The 18,867-nt window shown below is 64.2% G+C and carries 22 protein-coding genes and 1 pseudogene; 15 read left to right on the plus strand and 8 right to left on the minus strand.

Annotation, left to right across the window (positions count from 1 at the left end; translation table 11 throughout):
• Positions 1-2: 2 nt before the first annotated feature.
• Positions 3-506 (minus strand): GNAT family N-acetyltransferase, encoded by a 504-nt coding sequence (locus LRS09_RS11095; protein WP_257806494.1) that lies wholly within the window; start codon positions 504-506, stop codon positions 3-5.
• The gene (gene hslV, locus LRS09_RS11100) at positions 496-1,044 is read right to left on the minus strand and encodes an ATP-dependent protease subunit HslV (protein ID WP_085462939.1); all 549 of its coding nucleotides are present in this window, start codon (positions 1,042-1,044) and stop codon (positions 496-498) included. Before hslV ends, LRS09_RS11095 begins: the two co-directional genes overlap by 11 nt.
• A 199-nt stretch (positions 1,045-1,243) precedes the next feature.
• Between hslV and hisB the strand changes: the two genes are divergently transcribed.
• The 9 genes and pseudogenes from hisB (at position 1,244) to coaA (ending at position 7,263) form a co-directional block, all read left to right on the plus strand.
• A complete protein-coding gene (gene hisB / locus LRS09_RS11105) occupies positions 1,244-1,852 on the plus strand; it encodes an imidazoleglycerol-phosphate dehydratase HisB (RefSeq protein ID WP_257806496.1) in 609 nt (202 codons plus the stop codon).
• A 21-nt stretch (positions 1,853-1,873) separates the two neighbouring features.
• Positions 1,874-2,071, plus strand: a pseudogene (locus LRS09_RS11110) (DUF2628 domain-containing protein); the annotation flags it as partial.
• Positions 2,072-2,327: 256 nt separating this feature from the next.
• Positions 2,328-2,978 carry an imidazole glycerol phosphate synthase subunit HisH gene (gene hisH, locus LRS09_RS11115; protein WP_257806497.1) on the plus strand — a complete coding sequence of 217 codons (651 nt, stop codon included), beginning with the start codon at positions 2,328-2,330 and terminating at the stop codon, positions 2,976-2,978.
• A 562-nt stretch (positions 2,979-3,540) separates the two neighbouring features.
• Complete coding sequence (locus LRS09_RS11120; protein WP_374684832.1) at positions 3,541-3,834, plus strand: DUF1330 domain-containing protein; 294 nt, start codon at positions 3,541-3,543, stop codon at positions 3,832-3,834.
• Positions 3,835-3,837: 3 nt separating this feature from the next.
• On the plus strand, positions 3,838-4,593 hold the full coding sequence (gene hisA, locus LRS09_RS11125; RefSeq protein WP_257806503.1) for a 1-(5-phosphoribosyl)-5-[(5-phosphoribosylamino)methylideneamino]imidazole-4-carboxamide isomerase: 756 nt from the start codon (positions 3,838-3,840) through the stop codon (positions 4,591-4,593).
• Positions 4,594-4,597: 4 nt separating this feature from the next.
• Positions 4,598-5,152, plus strand: a complete 555-nt coding sequence (locus LRS09_RS11130) for a Uma2 family endonuclease (protein WP_257806505.1) — start codon at positions 4,598-4,600, stop codon at positions 5,150-5,152.
• 4 nt (positions 5,153-5,156) lie between these two features.
• Complete coding sequence (gene hisF, locus LRS09_RS11135) at positions 5,157-5,951, plus strand: imidazole glycerol phosphate synthase subunit HisF (RefSeq protein ID WP_257806507.1); 795 nt, start codon at positions 5,157-5,159, stop codon at positions 5,949-5,951.
• Between the two features lie 11 nt (positions 5,952-5,962).
• Positions 5,963-6,286 carry a phosphoribosyl-ATP diphosphatase gene (locus LRS09_RS11140; protein WP_257806508.1) on the plus strand — a complete coding sequence of 108 codons (324 nt, stop codon included), beginning with the start codon at positions 5,963-5,965 and terminating at the stop codon, positions 6,284-6,286.
• A 17-nt stretch (positions 6,287-6,303) separates the two neighbouring features.
• On the plus strand, positions 6,304-7,263 hold the full coding sequence (gene coaA, locus LRS09_RS11145; RefSeq protein WP_257806510.1) for a type I pantothenate kinase: 960 nt from the start codon (positions 6,304-6,306) through the stop codon (positions 7,261-7,263).
• On the opposite strand, the gene LRS09_RS11150 is transcribed toward coaA, so the two are convergent.
• From LRS09_RS11150 to LRS09_RS11175, 6 genes are all read right to left on the minus strand, one after another.
• Positions 7,250-8,308, minus strand: coding sequence for a phosphatase PAP2 family protein (locus tag LRS09_RS11150; protein ID WP_257806513.1), 1,059 nt, complete (start codon positions 8,306-8,308; stop codon positions 7,250-7,252). The two genes, coaA and LRS09_RS11150, sit on opposite strands and share 14 nt — an antisense overlap.
• On the minus strand, positions 8,305-9,393 hold the full coding sequence (locus LRS09_RS11155) for a phosphatase PAP2 family protein (protein WP_257806516.1): 1,089 nt from the start codon (positions 9,391-9,393) through the stop codon (positions 8,305-8,307). The genes LRS09_RS11150 and LRS09_RS11155 overlap by 4 nt, the downstream gene beginning before the upstream one ends.
• A gap of 48 nt (positions 9,394-9,441) precedes the next feature.
• Positions 9,442-10,077 (minus strand): alpha-ketoglutarate-dependent dioxygenase AlkB, encoded by a 636-nt coding sequence (locus LRS09_RS11160; RefSeq protein WP_257806518.1) that lies wholly within the window; start codon positions 10,075-10,077, stop codon positions 9,442-9,444.
• Between the two features lie 55 nt (positions 10,078-10,132).
• Positions 10,133-10,648 carry a peptidoglycan-binding protein LysM gene (lysM, locus tag LRS09_RS11165; RefSeq protein ID WP_257806520.1) on the minus strand — a complete coding sequence of 172 codons (516 nt, stop codon included), beginning with the start codon at positions 10,646-10,648 and terminating at the stop codon, positions 10,133-10,135.
• A 76-nt stretch (positions 10,649-10,724) separates the two neighbouring features.
• On the minus strand, positions 10,725-11,162 hold the full coding sequence (gene arfB / locus LRS09_RS11170; RefSeq protein WP_257806521.1) for an alternative ribosome rescue aminoacyl-tRNA hydrolase ArfB: 438 nt from the start codon (positions 11,160-11,162) through the stop codon (positions 10,725-10,727).
• Positions 11,163-11,239: 77 nt separating this feature from the next.
• Positions 11,240-12,856 (minus strand): phosphoenolpyruvate carboxykinase, encoded by a 1,617-nt coding sequence (locus tag LRS09_RS11175; protein ID WP_257806522.1) that lies wholly within the window; start codon positions 12,854-12,856, stop codon positions 11,240-11,242.
• Positions 12,857-13,222: 366 nt separating this feature from the next.
• Between LRS09_RS11175 and LRS09_RS11180 the strand changes: the two genes are divergently transcribed.
• From LRS09_RS11180 to ahcY, 6 genes are all read left to right on the plus strand, one after another.
• Positions 13,223-13,924, plus strand: a complete 702-nt coding sequence (locus LRS09_RS11180) for a response regulator transcription factor (protein ID WP_139832153.1) — start codon at positions 13,223-13,225, stop codon at positions 13,922-13,924.
• 65 nt (positions 13,925-13,989) lie between these two features.
• Positions 13,990-15,771, plus strand: a complete 1,782-nt coding sequence (locus tag LRS09_RS11185; RefSeq protein ID WP_257806525.1) for a sensor histidine kinase — start codon at positions 13,990-13,992, stop codon at positions 15,769-15,771.
• Positions 15,768-16,316, plus strand: coding sequence for an HPr kinase/phosphorylase (locus LRS09_RS11190; protein WP_257806526.1), 549 nt, complete (start codon positions 15,768-15,770; stop codon positions 16,314-16,316). The genes LRS09_RS11185 and LRS09_RS11190 overlap by 4 nt, the downstream gene beginning before the upstream one ends.
• Before the next feature lie 78 nt (positions 16,317-16,394).
• The gene (locus tag LRS09_RS11195) at positions 16,395-16,796 is read left to right on the plus strand and encodes a PTS sugar transporter subunit IIA (protein WP_257806527.1); all 402 of its coding nucleotides are present in this window, start codon (positions 16,395-16,397) and stop codon (positions 16,794-16,796) included.
• On the plus strand, positions 16,793-17,080 hold the full coding sequence (locus LRS09_RS11200) for an HPr family phosphocarrier protein (protein WP_257806529.1): 288 nt from the start codon (positions 16,793-16,795) through the stop codon (positions 17,078-17,080). The genes LRS09_RS11195 and LRS09_RS11200 overlap by 4 nt, the downstream gene beginning before the upstream one ends.
• Positions 17,081-17,226: 146 nt before the next feature.
• Positions 17,227-18,621, plus strand: a complete 1,395-nt coding sequence (gene ahcY / locus LRS09_RS11205; RefSeq protein ID WP_257806530.1) for an adenosylhomocysteinase — start codon at positions 17,227-17,229, stop codon at positions 18,619-18,621.
• Positions 18,622-18,867 lie beyond the last annotated feature (246 nt).

Raw genomic sequence — 18,867 nt, forward strand, 5'->3', positions numbered from 1 at the left:
CTTCATTCTTCCTCGGCATCCCGCGCCATCATCAGGGCGGTGCCATAGATTGTCGTTCTCGTGTCGAAGGCCCTGAAACCGGCCTTCTCATAGGCGCGGATCGCCCTGGCGTTGGTCGGTTCCGGATCGATGATCAGCCGTGGCGCCCCTTCCTCGAACAGCTGTTCGGCGAACTGGGCGACGATGGCGCTGCCATGGCCCTTGCCGAGCAGATCCGCTTCGCCGATCGAGATGTCGATGCCGAGCGTTCCGAACGGCTGATCCTGATAGGGATGGTCGTCCTCCATATGCGGATCGTAGCTCTGGAGATAGGCGACCGGCCTGCCGTTCAGCTCGACGATCAGCGGCTCGACCGACACCTCCTCCATCGCCTGGCGGATTTCGGCGATGCCCTTGTCGGGATCGCCCCACCATTCGACGACGTGCGGCTGTCTCAGCCAGGTTCCGAGCAGCGGAAGATCGGCTTCCTCCACCGCCCGGAAGTCGTAGAGCGGCTCACGCGGCATCGATCGATTCGAGCGTGACGGACTGATTGGTGTAGATGCAGATGTCGGCCGCGATCTCCATCGCCTTGCGAGCGATCTCCTCGGCGTCCTTGTCCGTATCGATCAGCGCGCGCGCGGCGGCGAGCGCATAGTTGCCGCCTGAACCGATCGCCATCACGCCATGCTCGGGTTCGAGCACGTCGCCCGTGCCGGTCAGCGCCAACGTCACCGATTTGTCCGCCACCAGCATCATCGCCTCGAGGCGACGGAGATAGCGGTCGGTGCGCCAGTCCTTGGCCAGTTCCACGCAGGCGCGGGTCAGTTGGTCGGGATACTGTTCGAGCTTGGATTCGAGGCGTTCGAGAAGGGTAAAGGCATCCGCGGTGGCGCCGGCGAAGCCGGCGATGACATTGCCCTTGCCGATGCGACGCACCTTCTTGGCATTGCCCTTCATCACGGTGTTGCCGAGGCTCACCTGGCCGTCGCCGGCGATCACAACCTTCCCGCCCTTGCGCACGGTCACGATCGTGGTGCCGTGCATGATGATTTCTTCAGACATGAGATACTCCGATAGCGAAACGGCCCGGCCCGAAGCGCCTTGGTCGTTCCCGATGCCGGACTATGTATGCACGCCGACCGCGATTGCAATCTGCATGGAACCCTCGCCCTTTGGGCAGGTTCGGTGCCTCGCCTTAACTGGAAATGAAGTCGTCATGCTGTTATGAGGCGGTCACCTTCGGGACCCAGGAATACGCAAGATGTCCAGCACCACCCCGCGCCGCGCCGAAATCAGCCGGGCGACCAAGGAAACGGAGATTTCCGTCTCGGTCGATCTCGACGGTTCGGGCAAGTTCGACGTCTCCACCGGCGTCGGCTTCTTCGATCACATGCTGGAGCAATTGTCGCGGCATTCGCTGATCGACATGACGGTGCGTGCCAAGGGCGACCTGCACATCGACGACCACCACACGGTGGAGGATGTCGGCATCGCGCTTGGACAGGCGATCTCCAGGGCGCTGGGAGAACGCCGCGGCATCTGCCGCTACGCCTCGCTCGACCTTGCCATGGACGAGACGCTGACGCGCGCGGCGATCGACGTGTCGGGCCGGCCGTTCCTCGTCTGGAACGTCGCCTTCACCTCGCCGAAGATCGGCACGTTCGACACCGAACTGGTGCGCGAGTTCTTTCAGGCGCTGTCGCAGAACGCCGGCGTGACGCTGCACGTGAAGAACCACTACGGCGCCAACAGCCACCACATCGCCGAGACCTGCTTCAAGGCGGTGGCGCGGGTGCTGCGGACGGCGATCGAGGCCGATCCGCGCCAGGCCGGCGCCATTCCCTCGACCAAGGGAACGCTGAAAGGATAGTCCATGGCGAGTTTCGTGGTCATGGAGGCCCCGGAAGGCCGCGATGAGGCGGCCTATATCCGGGACGGCTTCCACTTTCTGGCTTTCCTGCTTCCGCCGATCTGGCTGGCCTGGCATCGGCTCTGGATCGAGGCGCTGGTGGCGTTCGCCGTGATGGCCGTGCTCGGATCGCTCGGCAGCGTCTCCGGCTTCAGCGAGGCTGCTCCGCTGCTTTCGCTGCTTGTCTCGCTCTATGTCGGGCTGGAAGCCCCGGCGCTGCGCATCGCAGCGCTTCGTCGCCGTGGCTGGCGCGAATGGGGCGTTGTCGACGCCTACAATCGCGACGACGCCGAGACGAAGCACCTGTTCGGCGACGGTGCCGTCCGCTGGAGGAAACGAGGGCGCCGGCGCCGATGCCCGAGCCTCAGCCTCTGGCTCCGCGCAACGGCCCGTCCGGCCCTGCGCTCGGGCTCTTCTCCTATCCGGGGGCGCGCTGATGCGGGTCGCGATCATCGACTACGGCTCGGGCAATCTTCGCTCGGCCACGAAGGCATTCGAGCGCGCCGCCCGCGAAGCCGGCATCTCGGCCGAGATCGACCTGACGGCCGACGCCGGACGTGTGCGCACGGCAGACCGCATCGTCCTGCCCGGCGTCGGCGCCTATGCCGACTGCGCCGCCGGCCTGCACGCGGTCGAAGGCATGTGGGAGGCGGTCGAGGACGTCGCCATCCGCAAGGCCCGCCCCTTTCTCGGCATCTGCGTCGGCATGCAGCTCATGTCCGACCGGGGACTGGAAAAGACGATCACCAAGGGCTTCGGCTGGATCTCCGGCGACGTGAAGGAAATCGAGCCCCGCGATCCGTCGCTGAAGATCCCGCAGATTGGCTGGAACACGATTCACGTGAAACACCCACACCCGCTGTTCGATGGAATAGCGACCGGCGAGGGTGGGCTGCACGCCTATTTCGTGCATTCCTACCATCTGGATGCGACGAATCCGGACCAGGTTCTGGCGGTCACCGACTACGGCGGCCCGGTCACGGCTGCCGTCGGCCGAGACAACCTCGCCGGCACGCAGTTCCATCCCGAGAAGAGCCAGGCGCTCGGCCTCGCCCTGATCGCCAACTTCCTGAAATGGAAACCTTAGAAACCAGGCAACATTGGCGCGTTATCTCTTATACGAGTTCGGCGATATTGTTGGCTGTGGGGTTCGAAGCGATCGGCGATCGGCGTGGAGGGGAACATCCTCTGAAAGAGCTTCATTCCCCTCTGGCGCGACCCCCTGTGTTCGACCTCCTCCCACACCTCATATAGACGACGTGGATCGACATCGAACCGATTACTAATATCGCGAACTTTCCAACCACACTCACGCAATACCCATGACTTGGCGGCTTCGACAATATTCATACGCGCATGCGACATTGCTCTTCTCCTTGGGAGGAAAAAAACGACGCCGGCCAACCTGGAAAGTTGACGGCGTCCAAAGCGTGTGCTTGATGCCGTCTTGCGTAGGAACTTTCCTATTCACCCCCGGCGTCGCTGACGTTGAGGGCCAAAAGGCCGGGCCGTGAACCCGGCCTTTTGCGTTGGTGATTCGAGTCCTAGTGATTCAACCTCGGCGAGTCCATAGGGCTGGGGTATCGCTTCACGGGATTCTGTTCGGCATCTGTTCTTCAGATCCGTTTGCAAACAAGGAGATCGACGCCGTGACGACCAAGAAGGGTTACTGGATGGCGATGGTCGACATCACCGACCCGGAGAACTATCCGCGCTACATGGCGGCGAACAAGGCAGCGTTCGACAAATACGGCGCGAAATTCCTCGTCCGCGGCGGCCAGCACCAGATGTTCGAGGGGTCGGCTGCGACGCGCATGGTCGTCATCGAGTTCAAGGACTACCAGACCGCGCTCGACTGCCACAATTCGCCCGAATACCAGGCCGCGCTGAAGCTGCGGCAGCAATATGCGGTGTCGCACATGGCAGTGGTCGAGGGCGTCTGACGGATGATCCTGTTTCCCGCGATCGACCTCAAGGACGGCAAGTGCGTCCGCCTCAAGCTCGGCGACATGGCGACGGCGACCGTCTACAACGAGGACCCCGGCGCGCAGGCGAAAGCCTTTGAAGACCAGGGTTTCTCCTGGCTGCACGTGGTCGACCTCAACGGCGCCTTCAAGGGCCAGAGCGTCAACAGCGCGGCCGTCGGCGCCATCCTCAAGGCGACGAAGAACCCGGTGCAGCTCGGCGGCGGCATCCGCGCCATTCCCCAGATCGAGGATTGGCTCGACCGGGGCCTCGCGCGCGTGATCCTGGGCACCGTTGCCGTGCGCGATCCGGATCTGGTGAAGGAGGCCTGCCGTCTGTTTCCGGGCCGGATCGCCGTCGGTATCGACGCCAAGGGCGGCAAGGTTGCGGTCGAGGGCTGGGCTGAGGCGTCGGAACTCGGTGTCATCGAGCTCGCCCGCAAGTTCGAGGGCGCCGGCGTCGCCGCGATCATCTACACCGACATCGACCGCGACGGCGTGCTGACCGGCATCAACTGGGAATCGACCATCGAGCTGGCGAACGCGGTTTCCATTCCAGTCATCGCCTCAGGAGGCCTCGCCTCGGTCGCCGACATCGTGCGCATGACGATGCCGGACGCACGCAAGCTCGAAGGCGCCATCTCCGGCCGCGCGCTCTATGATGGCCGCATCGACCCGGCCATGGCGCTGGCGATCCTGCGAGGGGATCACAAGCCGGGCCGGGGTATGCTAGACTGATCTTATGAACATTCAGTCGAGACTGCCGACCACACCGGATGAATTCCTGCGCTGGAACGAGGGGCGCGAGGGAAAGTGGGATTTTGTTGAGGGAAAGATCGTCGACATGATGGTCAAGGTGTCACGAAACCATGCCATCATCGCCGCTCGGTTGACGACGATCCTGGGACAGTCCCTGCCCTATCCTCCGTTCACTGTTTCGACAGCCGATTTTGGGGTCAAGACGGAGAAGAGTGTCCGATATCCGGACGTCATGGTGGACCAGGAGCGCGGCTCCAGTGAAGATTTGGCCGCAGCGTCGCCGATATTCATAGCTGAGGTGCTGTCGCGTTCGACGATGGCGATCGATTTCCATCAAAAGGCTCAAGAATATCAGACCTTGGCCTCGCTCAGAAACTATCTGGTCCTCGCGCAGGACGAGCCTCGGGTATGGCTGTGGACGCAAGACAGCGGGTGGTCTGGACCATCCATGACGGAAGGTCTGGAAGGTGAAATCTCTCTTCCCGCCCTCGGCCTGACCATTCGACTGATGTCGATCTATTCTGGACTGTTCGACTGAACGCATGACCCTCAAATCCCGCGTCATCCCCTGCCTGGACGTCAAGGACGGCCGTGTCGTCAAAGGCGTCAACTTCGTCGACCTGATCGACGCCGGCGATCCGGTCGAGGCCGCGCGCGCCTATGATGCCGCCGGTGCCGACGAGCTGTGCTTCCTCGACATCACCGCCTCGTCGGACAACCGCGAGACGATCTTCGACGTCGTCGCCCGCACCGCCGAACAGTGCTTCATGCCGCTCACCGTCGGCGGCGGGGTGCGGCAGGTTGCCGATATCCGCAGGCTGCTGCTCGCCGGCGCCGACAAGGTGTCGATCAATACGGCCGCGGTGAAGAACCCGGATTTCGTCGCCGAGGCCGCCGACAAGTTCGGCAACCAGTGCATCGTGGTCGCGATCGACGCCAAGAAGGTGTCGGGGGTCGGGGAACCCCTTCGCTGGGAGATCTTCACCCATGGCGGCCGCCAGCCGACCGGCATCGACGCGATCGAGTTCGCCCGCAAGGTCGTGGATCTCGGCGCCGGCGAGATCCTGCTCACCTCGATGGACCGCGACGGCACCAAGGCGGGTTACGACATTCCGCTTACCCGCGCGGTCGCGGACGCGGTGCGCGCACCGGTCATCGCCTCCGGCGGCGTCGGAAATCTCGAGCACATGGTGGAAGGAATCCGCGATGGCCATGCCACCGCGGTTCTCGCCGCCTCCATCTTCCACTTCGGCACCTATTCGATCGCCGAGGCGAAGGAATATATGGCAAAGGCAGGCCTCGCGATGAGACTCGACTCCGCGCCGCTCGCGGCGTAAACGCGCCTGCGATGGCCGGCTTTTCCCTGTCCGATCTCGAACGCATCATTGGCGAGCGCGCGCTTTCCGAGGACGGCAGCTCGTGGACCGCGAAACTCTACCGCTCCGGCATGGAGCGCGCCGCCAAGAAGATGGGCGAAGAAGCGGTGGAAACCGTGATCGCCGCCGTGAAGGGCGACGACGCGGCGCTGGTTTCGGAGAGTGCGGACCTTCTCTATCATTGGCTGGTGGTCATGAAGGTTGCCGGACTGCCGCTCGCGGATGTCATGGCGGAACTCGAGCGGCGCACGGCACAGTCGGGCATCGCCGAAAAGGCGTCGCGCAAGCAGGACTGACGGCAAAGGATCGGCCGATGGATCAACTTGCTCCCACCGAGAAATACTCGCCCTACCGCGTCTTCACGGCGCAGCAATGGGCCGGTTTCCGGGCCGACACCCCGCTGACGCTTAGGGCCGACGAAGTGCAGCGGCTTCGCTCCATGAACGACCCGATCGATCTGGAGGAAGTGCGGCGCATCTATCTGTCGATGTCGCGTCTTCTGTCGGCCCATGTCGAGGCGAGCCAGCTTCTCTTCCGCCAGCGCCAGGTCTTCTTCAACACTGACGATGCGGTGAAGACGCCGTTCATCATCGGCATCGCCGGCTCGGTCGCGGTCGGCAAGTCGACCACCGCGCGCGTCCTGAAGGAGCTGCTGCAGCGCTGGCCGTCGAGCCCGAAGGTCGACCTAGTCACGACAGACGGCTTCCTCTTGCCGAACGAAGTGCTGCGCCGCGAGAGCCTGATGGAGCGCAAGGGCTTTCCTGAAAGCTATGATGTCGGCGCCCTGCTCCGCTTCCTGTCCGCGATCAAGTCGGGCCAGCGCAATGTCCACGCGCCGCTCTATTCGCACCTGACCTACGACGTGCTGACTGGCCAGTTCGTCACCATCGACCGGCCGGACATCCTCATCTTCGAGGGCATCAACGTGCTCCAGACGCGCGACTTGCCGAAGGACGGCAAGGTTGTCCCGTTCGTGTCCGATTTCTTCGACTTCTCGATCTATATCGACGCCGAGGAGCATCTGATCCACAAGTGGTATATCGACCGCTTCATGCGGCTGCGCGAGACCGCGTTCCGCGATCCGAATTCGTTCTTCCACCGCTATGCCAGCCTGTCGAAGGATGCGGCACTCGCCATCGCCGAAGGCCTGTGGGCGAACATCAACCTCAAGAACCTGCACGAGAACATCCTGCCGACGCGCCCCCGCGCCGACCTGATCCTCAAGAAGGGCGCCGACCACCTCATCCAGGAAGTGGCGCTCAGGAAGCTCTGAGAAAGACCTTCTTTACCGCGACATACACGACGACCGTGACGGCGATGGCGACATAGCCGTCGATCGCGTAGTGCCAGGCGAGGTAGACCGAACTTGCCAGCACCAGCGCGACATAGGCGAAGGCCAGCAACCCCCACCGCCGGCTGAACTCCGCGATGAAGAGCGCGTTGAGCGTCACGAGGCCGACATGCATGCTCGGAAAGGCCGAGATGCCCGAACCCAGGCCGGATTGCCCGCTGGAATAGAAGTGCCAGAGATAGTCCTGCACCTTGGTGGCCGAATGCGCGCCGTCGCCGGAAGCGGCGAGGAAGGCAAGCTGCTCGCCGAAGCGCGCGGCGTCTCCCGTGACGAAGCCGTAGAAGGCCGGCCCGGCCGACAGGAACAGGCCGGCGAGCAGATTGCCGACGATGGCCCAGGTGATCATGTAGCTAACGAGATAGCGCGTGCGCACCGCGCCTGTGCTTGCCGACACCGCCATGAAGAAGAGCGTCGCGTAGCAGACGATGAACCAGCCCTGGTTGTAGTTCCACTCCGCGAAGGCGCGCACCCATGGGTCGGCGCCGATCGCATAGAGATAGCGCCAGGGATCGACGCCGAAATGCAGCGCGCGGTCGATATCGGCCTGCGCGACATCGTAGGGGAATCCGCCCTGCCAGAGCGGCAGCGCTGTCTTCAGCGAGGTGAACGCGCCCTGGAAGACCATCATCGCCAGGAGCAGGCCGACGCCCGTCGCGAATTGCTGCACATGCCTCGCGGCGAGCGCCTTGCGCAGCGCCAGCCGCCGGCCGCGCCGGGTCTCCAGCCGGTGGACGATCCGCAGGGCGAGCAGCAGCGCATAAATGGCCGGGAAGACCACGAAGAAGGCGGCCGGCCAGACGACGAGATAGGAGCCGAAGGCGAAGGCCTGCGTCGCGCCCGTCGAAAGGATCGCGACGCAGGCGCCGATCGTGTAGACGGCGACAAGCAGATAGACCGGCAGCCCGATCGCGGACGCCGACAGTCCCAATGGCCGCGGATGGCTCGTGGAAAGCGCCACCGAGCTCATCGGATCGCCTTTTCCGGTCGGCTTCGGCTGGCGAGACCGGCGATGTGCCACACGGCGACGGCCGCGATGGCGCCCACTATGCCGTCGACGGCATAGTGCCAGGCGAGATGGATCGAGCCGAGGAAGATCAGCATCGCATAGAGGCTCAGCACCACTCCAAGACGCCGGCTTACCCGGAAGCCCGCGAGGGCGAACAGAACCGCCTGGGCGTTGTGCATGCTCGGCATCGCCGAGATGCCGCCCGGTTCGGCGACCACGTCGGTATAGGAGTTCCAGAGGAACGCCTTCGACATCGTCGAACTGAGAGGGAAGCTCTCGGTGACCCCGGCGAGATAGGCGTTGAGCCCGGAATAGGGGGCCGCGAGATCGGGAAACAGCTCCGGGAGGAAGCACGGCCCCGCCGAGGAGAAAACCACGGCCATGCCGATCCCGATACCCGTCCAGGCAAGGAGGACGGCGAGCCAGCATTGCCGGCGCAGGTCCGGCGCGACGGCGGGGCTTACCGCCACCCAGGCCCAGACGATGAAGACCAGCGGCACCCACGCCGAATAGAGGTAGTCGAGCACGATCGTGACGGCTGGATAGCCGAGGATCGGGTGCAGCCATTCCCAGGGCTGATATCCGCCGAACAGCGCCCTGTCCCAGGCGACGAAGGTCTCGTCCCAATCGAACGGCCTGATCACCGGAATGAGCGTCTTGTTATAGAGGAACGAGCCCATGAACAGGGCGAGGACGAGAAACGAGAACATGAGACGGGTCAGGCGGCCGTTGGACGCGATCTCCAGCAAAGTCCTGCCGATCTCGTAGGTCGGTCGATTCGAGCCGCGGATGAGCACGCGAATGCCAACGAACGCAATGACCGCGCTGCAGACGACAGCGAAGGCGCGCAGTGTTCGTTCCAGGTAGACGACGATCACCGGAAGGAACTCGTCGCCGCGCAGCGCGGAGACGAGAAGCGACGAAGCCAGGAACACGCAGAGGAAAATGTAGATGACGCGGTTTTCCCGCATCTCCGCAAGGAGCCAGCCCGAAAAGACCTGCGGCTGCTCCGCCGCGGCGGAGCGTTCGAACGCTGCTTCGCTCATGCCCTGTCGGACCTGCCAAACCCTTGGCGGACTCCTATCCCAGTGCGCTTAAGGAAGCGTTTCGGCCTCTGCCGGTCGGCTCACTCGCCGCAGCGTGAGATTGATGCGGCCGCCATTCTTCAGCAGCGGCGAGATTCCGGGGAAGATCCGGTCCACGCCATGGAAACCGAGACGTGAGCGTCCGCCGAGCACCACCACGTCGCCGCTGTGCAGGCGAAACGACTGCGTCGGATCGTTCCGTGCCGTCCCGCCGATCCTGAACAGGCAGGTGTCGCCGAGCGAGACGGACACGACCGGCGCTGAGAGATCCTGCTCGTCCTTGTCCTGATGCAGTCCCATGCGGGCGGTGTCGTTGTAGAAATTGACCAGGCAGGCCTCGGGCTCGACGTCGGCATCTGTCACCGCGCGCCAGACTGCCATCAGCCGTTGCGGGATCGGCGGCCACGGCCTGCCCGTCACCGGGTGTGTGGGCTGGTAGCGATATCCCCGCTCGCGGTCGGTCACCCAGCCGAGCGTGCCGCAATTCGTCATGCGCACGCTCATCGGCTTCCCGGTCCGGGGCATTTCCGGGATGTAGAGCGGTGCGGCCTGCACCACCGCCCTGACATCCTCCACGAGGGCGCGCTGCTCCTCCATGTCGAGATAGGCGGGCAGGTGCCTGAAACCGTCGGGAAACGCCTTCATGGTTCGTCGCGCTCGTCCGGCCGGGATCATCCGGCCGGACAGGCTGTCAGGCCGCTCAGGCGGTCTCGAGGTCCGGAATCCGGAGCACCTGGCCCGGATAGATCTTGTCCGGATGGCTCAGCATCGGGCGGTTCGCCTCGAAGATCACCGTATACTTGGAAGCCTTGCCCTTGCCGTAGTGCTTCTCGGCGATCTTGGAGAGGTTGTCGCCCTTCTTTACCGTATAGAACACCGGCTCCTTTGCCGGGGTCGCCGCCTTCACGATCGAGGTCATGTCGACGTTTCCGTCGAGCTTGAGACCGGAATCGGGGGCCACGACCTTGAGCTCGCCGGCCTCGACCTTGGAGATACCCAGCGTGTTGCCGACGGCGATCACGGCCTTCTCGAAGATCGACTGGTCGGCGACGACGCCCTTGAGCACCGCCTTGTCGCCCTGCACTTCGACTTCGACCTTGTCGGTTCCGATATTGTAGGAATCGAGGTCCTTCTTGAGCTTGTCGGCCGCCGGCGGCTCGTCGTCGCCGATGCCGAGCTTCTTGCCGACGGATTTGACGAAATCGAAAATACCCATTGGTTCATGGTCTCCAGATGTTGAACCCGCGCGGACCTTGCCACCGCAGGACGAAGATGGAAAGGCATTAAAGGCTTCAGTCGAGTCCGACCCGCCCACGCATCTTCTTCACGCCGGCGCGGCCCGACTTCTCCTTCAGCCGCCGTTCGACTGCGCCTTTGCTCGGCTTGGTCTTCTTCCGCGGCTTCGGCGGAGGCTCCGACGCCTTGGCGACCAGGTCGGCGAGCCGCTGGCGTGCATCCTCGCGGTTGCGCTCCTGCAGGCGATAGCGGCTGGCCTCGATGACGATGACGCCGTCCTTGGTCGCGCGCTGGCCGGCGATCCTGATCAGCGTGTCGCGGACATGCTCGGGCAGATCGCGTGCATTGGCGGCGTCGAAGCGCAGCTGCACCGCGGTCGCCACCTTGTTGACGTTCTGCCCGCCCGGTCCGGACGCGCGGATGAACGTCTCCTCGATCTCGTCGTCATGGACGACGATGCCGGGACGGATGATGATGTCCTCGCCGATGGGCATGGCCCCTTGTCGCCTGCGGCGGGACAAAGAAAAGGCCCGGCGCGAGGCCGGGCCTATTTCGCAAGAAGCCGTCGGAATTATTCGGCTGCTTCCTGGACGCGAGGCGCAGCACCCCGCACGGCCTGGTCGACATGGCTTTCGAACTTGCCGAAATTGTCGATGAACATGCCAACGAGTTTCCTCGCCTGGCGGTCATATGCCGCCTTGTCCGCCCAGGTCGAACGCGGATCGAGGATCGAGCCGTCGACCTCGGGAACCGACACCGGAACCTCGAAGCCGAAGTTCGGATCGGTGCGGAACTCGGCGCTCTTCAGCGAAGCGTTGAGCGCGGCGGTCAGCAGTGCGCGCGTCGCCTTGATCGGCATGCGCCGGCCCGTGCCGTAGGCGCCGCCGGTCCAGCCGGTGTTCACCAGCCAGCAGTCCACCTTGTGCTCGGCGATCAGCTCGCGCAGCAGGTTGCCGTATTCGGATGGATGCCGCGGCATGAAGGGTGCGCCGAAGCAGGTCGAGAATGTCGCTTCCGGCTCCGTCACGCCCCGTTCGGTGCCCGCGACCTTGGCGGTGTAGCCGGACAGGAAGTGGTACATCGCCTGCGCCGGCGTTAGCTTGGCGATCGGCGGCATCACGCCGAAAGCATCCGCCGTCAGCATGATGATGTTCTTCGGATGGCCGGCGCGGCCGGTCTCGCTGGCGTTCGGAATGAAATCGAGCGGATAGGCGCAGCGGGTGTTCTCGGTCAGCGAGCCGTCGTCGAAGTCGGGGACGCGCTTCTCGTCGAGCACCACGTTCTCGAGCACGGTGCCGAACCGGCGCGTGGTCGCGAAGATCTCGGGCTCTGCCTCCGCCGAGAGGCGGATCGTCTTGGCATAGCAGCCGCCTTCGAAGTTGAAGATGCCGTCCTTGCCCCAGCCGTGCTCGTCGTCGCCGATCAGCGTGCGGGTCGGGTCGGCGGACAGCGTGGTCTTGCCGGTGCCGGACAGGCCGAAGAACACGGCCGCATCGCCCTTCGGCCCGACATTGGCCGAGCAGTGCATCGGCATCACGCCGCGCTCCGGCAGCAGGTAGTTGAGCATGGTGAAGACGGACTTCTTCATCTCGCCCGCATAGGCGGAGCCGCCGATCAGCACGATCATGCGGGTGAGGTCGACCGCGATGACCGTCTCGGAACGCGTGCCGTGGCGCGCGGGATCGGCGCGGAAGGAGGGCAGGTCGATGATCGTCATCTTCGGGACGAAGGTCGCGAGCTTGGCGCGGTCCGGACGGATGAGCAGGTTGCGGATGAACAGCGAGTGCCAGGCGAATTCGGTGATGACGCGCACCGGCAGGACGTTGGCCGGATCGGCGCCGCCTTCGAGGTCCTGCACGTAGAGGTCCTTGCCCTTTGCCAGCGCCTTGAAATCGGCGAACAGCGTCTCGAACTGCTCAGGCGAGATCGCCTTGTTGTTGTCCCACCAGACCTTGCCTTCCGTATTGCCGTCCCGGACGACGAACTTGTCCTTCGGCGAGCGGCCGGTGTGCTGCCCCGTATAGACGACCAGCGCGCCTTCGGCGCTCAAATGCGCTTCGCCGAGACGAATCGCCGCCTCGTAGAGTTCGGCCGCGCCGAGATTGTAGCGGACCTCTCCGAGCCCCTCCAATCCGATCGTTCCGATTGCCTGATCCGGATTGAAGACGCCGGACTCTTTCTTCGGCATACCTGCTCTCCCTAAATTCACGATTGGGTGTGTCACGGCACGGCAATATCGGGCGGTCGAGGGCGGCTCACCGCACCACCGCCTCGCTGGAATCGGTCAGAAACAGAAAAGGCGAACGATATCAAATCATTAATCGATTTAAAGATTTTGAAGAATTTCTAAATCGTTTATATCGGACTAACATGTCGTCGTTCCACAAGCGTCGCCGGGTTGGACCGTGGAACGATCCGGCCGCCATCGCACGGAAACCCGCGGGTGGCAGCCTGTCGTGCACTGGCGATCCGTGCCACATTTTGTGCCTAGTTTGTCCGCAACAAGCCCTTCCAATAAGAGAAGGGACATCAGCTCATGAGGGAGCCGTTCGATATGGCAACAATTGCGCTCGTCGATGACGACCGAAACATCCTGACGTCGGTCTCGATCGCGCTGGAATCCGAGGGCTATCGGGTCGAGACATATACCGACGGCGCATCCGCGCTGGAGGGACTGACCGCCCGTCCGCCGAACCTCGCGATTTTCGACATCAAGATGCCGCGTATGGACGGAATGGAGCTCCTGCGCCGGTTGCGGCAGAAATCCGACCTGCCGGTGATCTTCCTGACATCGAAGGACGACGAGATCGACGAGCTGTTCGGCCTCAAGATGGGCGCCGACGATTTCATCCGCAAACCCTTCTCGCAGCGCCTGCTCGTGGAGCGCGTCAAGGCCGTGCTGCGGCGCGGCGCGGCCAAGGACGCCGCCGTCAAGACGCCCAGCCAGCAGGCCCGCTCGCTCGAACGCGGCCAGCTCGTCATGGACCAGGAGCGCCACACCTGCACCTGGAAGGGCGAGCCGGTGACGCTCACCGTGACCGAGTTCCTGATCCTGCATTCGCTCGCCCAGCGGCCCGGCGTCGTGAAGAGCCGTGACGCGCTGATGGATTCGGCCTATGATGAGCAAGTCTATGTCGACGACCGCACGATCGACAGCCACATCAAGCGCCTGCGCAAGAAGTTCAAGGCTGTCGACGACGACTTCGACATGATCGAGACGCTTTACGGCGTCGGCTACCGGTTTCGCGAGGCGTGAGCCGGCAGGGCCGGACGCCGTCCGGCAGGGTAATGCCGGAACATGGGTTGCGGACCGCGGGCTGAATGACGGCGGATACGGAGATCGACAGGGCCGCGGCGCCGCCGCGGAGTACCACGCGGGCCAGGTCCTGGCTGCTCGCGCGGGCTGCCACGTCGCTGCGCCGCTTTCTCGGCCACTACGTCTTCTCGAGCCTGACGCGTCGCATCCTCGTCCTCAACCTCGCCGGTCTGGCGGTGCTGGTCTCGGGCATCCTCTACATGAACCAGTTCCGCGAGGGGCTGATCGAGGCGCGCGTCGAGAGCCTGATGACGCAGGGCGAGATCATCGCGGCCGCGATCGCGGCCTCGGCGACGGTCGACACCGATGCGATCACGCTCGATCCGGAGAAGCTGCTCGAGCTCCAGGCGGGCGAGAGCGTGAACCCGACGAATGATCAGCTCGACAGCCTCGACTTCCCGATCAACCCGGAACTGGTCGCACCTGTCCTGCGGCGGCTGATCTCGCCCACCCGCACCCGCGCGCGCATCTTCGACCGCGACGCCAACCTGCTGCTTGATTCCAAGCACATTTATTCGCGCGGCCAGATCCTGCGCTACCAGCTGCCCCCGGTCGACCAGGAACAGCAGGGCATGTTCGACCGTATCGGCAAGTTCGTCGGCAACCTCTTCCGCAGGACCGACCTGCCCGTCTACCGCGAGCAGCCCGGCGGCAGCGGCGCGATCTATCCCGAGGTGATCAAGGCGCTGACGGGCAACCGGGCGACCGTGGTGCGCGTCAACGAGCAGGGCGAGCAGATGGTGTCCGTCGCCGTGCCGGTGCAGCGCTTCCGGGCGGTGCTCGGCGTCCTGATGCTCTCCACCGAGGGCGGCGACATCGACAACATCATCGCCGCCGAGCGCCAGGCCATTCTCAGCGTCTTCGGGGTGGCCGCGTTCGTGATGGCGCTTCTGTCGCTGCTCACGGCGTCGACCATCGCCAATCCGCTGCGGCGGTTGGCTGCGGCGGCGGTCAGGGTGCGGCGCGGCACCAAGCACCGCGAGGAAATTCCCGATTTCTCCGACCGCGAGGACGAGATCGGCAATCTGTCGACGGCCCTGCGCGACATGACCAACGCGCTCTACGCCCGCATCGAGGCGATCGAGAGCTTCGCGGCCGATGTGAGCCACGAGCTCAAGAACCCGCTCACGTCGCTGCGCAGCGCGGTCGAAACGCTGCCGCTGGCCAGGAACGAGGATTCGCGCCAGCGGCTGATGGACGTGATCCAGCACGATGTGCGCCGCCTCGACCGGCTGATCACAGATATCTCCGACGCTTCCCGCCTCGACGCCGAGCTTGCGCGCCAGGACGCGTCGACCGTCGATCTCAAGAAGCTGGTGTCCGACCTCGTCTCCTTCTCGCGCGAGGGCGGCCGGCATAAGAAGGCGGTCGACATCGATCTCAAGGTCGGCAAGCTGCCGCAGGGGGTCAAGGGCTGGACGGTGGTCGGACACGACCTGCGGCTGGGCCAGGTACTTACCAACCTCATCGAGAACGCCCGCTCCTTCGTGCCGGACGAAGGCGGGCGCATCGTCATCTCCATGACCCGGTCCGGACGCCGCGTCGTCGTGTCGGTGGACGACAATGGCCCGGGCATCCGCGCCGAGAACATCGACCGCATCTTCGAGCGGTTCTACACCGACCGCCCGGGCAGCGAGTCCTTCGGCCAGAACTCGGGCCTCGGCCTGTCGATCAGCCGCCAGATCGTCGAGGCGCATGGCGGCACGCTGACGGCCGAGAACATCCCCGGCATCAAGCCGGGCGACATCCGCGGCGCCCGCTTCGTCATCTCGCTGCCGGCCGAATGATCCGGTCCGCCCGCGAAGGCATTCCCGACGACGCCGTGAACCTCCATGCCTCGGTGGTCGTGTTGGACGCCGGCGCGGTGATGGTCAGGGGTGCGGCAGGGGCCGGCAAGACGCATCTGGCGCTTGCGCTGATCGAGAAATGGCAAGAGCAGGGCCGCTTCGCGCGGCTTCTGGCCGACGACCAGGTCTTCGTCATGTGTCGCGACGGCCGGCTGGTGGCGCGCACGCCGCTTGCGACCGCCGGGCTGGCGGAGATCCGCGGCGTCGGCATCGTCGAGATGCCCTATGAGCCGGCGGCGCGGGTTGATCTCGTCGTCGATCTGGCCGAAGAAGAGGGCCCGGACGCGCCGCTGTCGACGGTGCGGATCGAGGCCGTCGACCTGCCGCTTTTGACCCTGCGCCATCGCGACACGGCAGCATCCTGTGTCTCCGTTGCATGGGCGCTCGCGACAATTCGCGCCGTCCCGGACGGTCAAAACGGTGAAATTATGCTTGCCTTGGATAACGATTTGGGCTTGCCAAGCAGGCGCGGGCGGACAACATAGCCCACTCCGCCGACCGGCACGGCCGGGTCGCGTCCATCAGAGTATGCACCTGAGCGGTGTGTCGGGAGTCTGCACAGTATGATCGGTCTCGTGCTCGTCACGCACGGTCGTTTGGCTGAAGAGTTCCGCAATGCAGTGGAACATGTCGTCGGGCCCCAGAAGAATCTCGAAACCGTCTGCATCGGACCCGACGACGACATGGAGCAGCGCCGGCTCGACATCATCGCGGCCGTGCGCAAGGCCGACAGCGGCTCGGGCGTGATCATGCTCACCGACATGTTCGGCGGCACGCCCTCCAACCTCGCGATCTCGGTGATGAACCCGGGTCGGGTCGAGGTGATCGCCGGCATGAACCTGCCGATGCTGATCAAGCTGTCGAGCGTGCGCGCGGGCGACAACATGCAGGCGGCGATCGACGAGGCTCAGGCCGCCGGACGCAAATACATCAACGTCGCGAGCCAGGTGTTGACCGGGAAATGAAGGCCGACGTCGAGAAGATCACCCGCGAACTGCCGATCATCAACCAGCGAGGCCTGCATGCGCGCGCCTCCGCGAAGTTCGTCCAGACGGTGAACCGGTTCAACGCCGCGGTCACCGTCGAGAAGGACGGTGTCTCCGTCGGCGGCAATTCGATCATGGGCCTGATGATGCTTGCTGCGAGCCCCGGATGCTGCATCCGGGTCTCGGCGAGCGGGCCGGACGCCCCCGACGTCATCGCAGCGCTCGAGGTCTTGATCGCCGATCGCTTCGGCGAGGAGATGTGATCGGCGCGACGCGGTCACATGCAGGGATAAAGATTTCTTTATGTCCCATTGAGATCGGGGCGTCTGTCTGCTAGGGAAACCGCCGAAACGGGCCGCCCCGCGACTGGCGGCGTGCCTGGTCCAAAGCCTTTCATACGGAGCAGACCATGGCCAACGACTATGTGATTGCCGACATCAAGCTTGCGGACTGGGGCCGCAAGGAGATCGAGATCGCCGAGACTGAGATGCCCGGCCTCATGGCGGCGCGCAAGGAATTCGGATCGTCCAAGCCGCTCAAGGGCGCGCGCATCTCCGGCTCGCTTCACATGACCATCCAGACGGCGGTGCTGATCGAGACGCTGAAGGCGCTCGGCGCCGACGTGCGCTGGGCTTCCTGCAACATCTTCTCGACGCAGGACCATGCCGCTGCGGCGATCGCCGCAGCTGGCACGCCGGTCTTCGCGGTCAAGGGCGAGAACCTGACCGAATACTGGGAATACACCGACAAGATCTTCCAGTGGGCCGACGGCGGCACCACCAACATGATCCTGGACGACGGCGGCGACGCCACCATGGCCATCCTGATCGGCGCCCGCGCCGAAGCCGGCGAGGACGTGCTCTCCAAGCCGGGCAACGAGGAGGAGGAGATCCTCTTCGCGCAGATCAAGAAACGCATGGCCGCCACCCCTGGCTTCTTCACCAAGAACCGTGACGCCATCCGCGGCGTCACCGAGGAAACGACCACCGGCGTCAACCGCCTTTACCAGCTGCAGAAGAAGGGCCTGCTGCCCTTCCCGGCGATCAACGTCAACGACTCGGTCACCAAGTCGAAGTTCGACAACAAATACGGCTGCAAGGAATCGCTGGTGGACGGCATCCGCCGCGGCACCGACGTGATGATGGCCGGCAAGGTCGCGGTCGTCTGCGGCTACGGCGACGTCGGCAAGGGCTCGGCCGCCTCGCTGAAGGGCGCCGGCGCTCGCGTCAAGGTCACCGAGGTCGACCCGATCTGCGCGCTGCAGGCTGCAATGGACGGGTTCGAGGTCGTGACGCTTGAGGACGCGGCCCCGACGGCCGACATCGTCATCACGACGACCGGCAACAAGGACGTCATCACCATCGAGCATATGCGCCAGTTCAAGGACATGGCGATCGTCGGAAACATCGGCCACTTCGACAACGAGATCCAGGTCGCCGCGCTGCGCAACCTGAAGTGGACCAACGTCAAGCCGCAGGTCGACATGATCGAGTTCCCGGGCGGCAAGCGCATTATCCTTCTGTCGGAAGGCCGCCTGCTCAATCTCGGCAATGCCACCGGCCATCCGAGCTTTGTCATGTCGGCATCGTTCACCAACCAGGTGCTGGCCCAGATTGAGCTCTGGACCAAGCCCGGCGTCTATAAGAACGAGGTCTATGTGCTCCCCAAGCATCTGGATGAAAAGGTCGCCCGCCTGCACCTCGAGAAGCTTGGCGCCAAGCTCACCGAGCTTTCGGGAGAACAGGCTGCCTATATCGGTGTGCCGCAGAGTGGTCCGTTCAAGGCCGAACACTACCGCTATTGATCTGACAGTCTGCAAATACAGTATCTAGATGCCGGTTGCGCATATGCGCGGCCGGCATCATTTTTTGCCTCGACGCTGCTTCCCGCAGATTCCCCTTGAGGCTATGTTGAGCTGATTCGCGGCGTTTTCCGCCCGCAAGATTGCCTTCCGGCGATTTGTTTCTGGTTCTCCGGCAAAGATCGGTCTCGTGTCCAGTGCGCGGGAACGAAAGGGGATTCCGGTGTTGCGGCCACCGGGGGCGGAGCG

This window comes from Mesorhizobium sp. J428 (genome assembly GCF_024699925.1).
Lineage (GTDB): Bacteria > Pseudomonadota > Alphaproteobacteria > Rhizobiales > Rhizobiaceae > Mesorhizobium_A.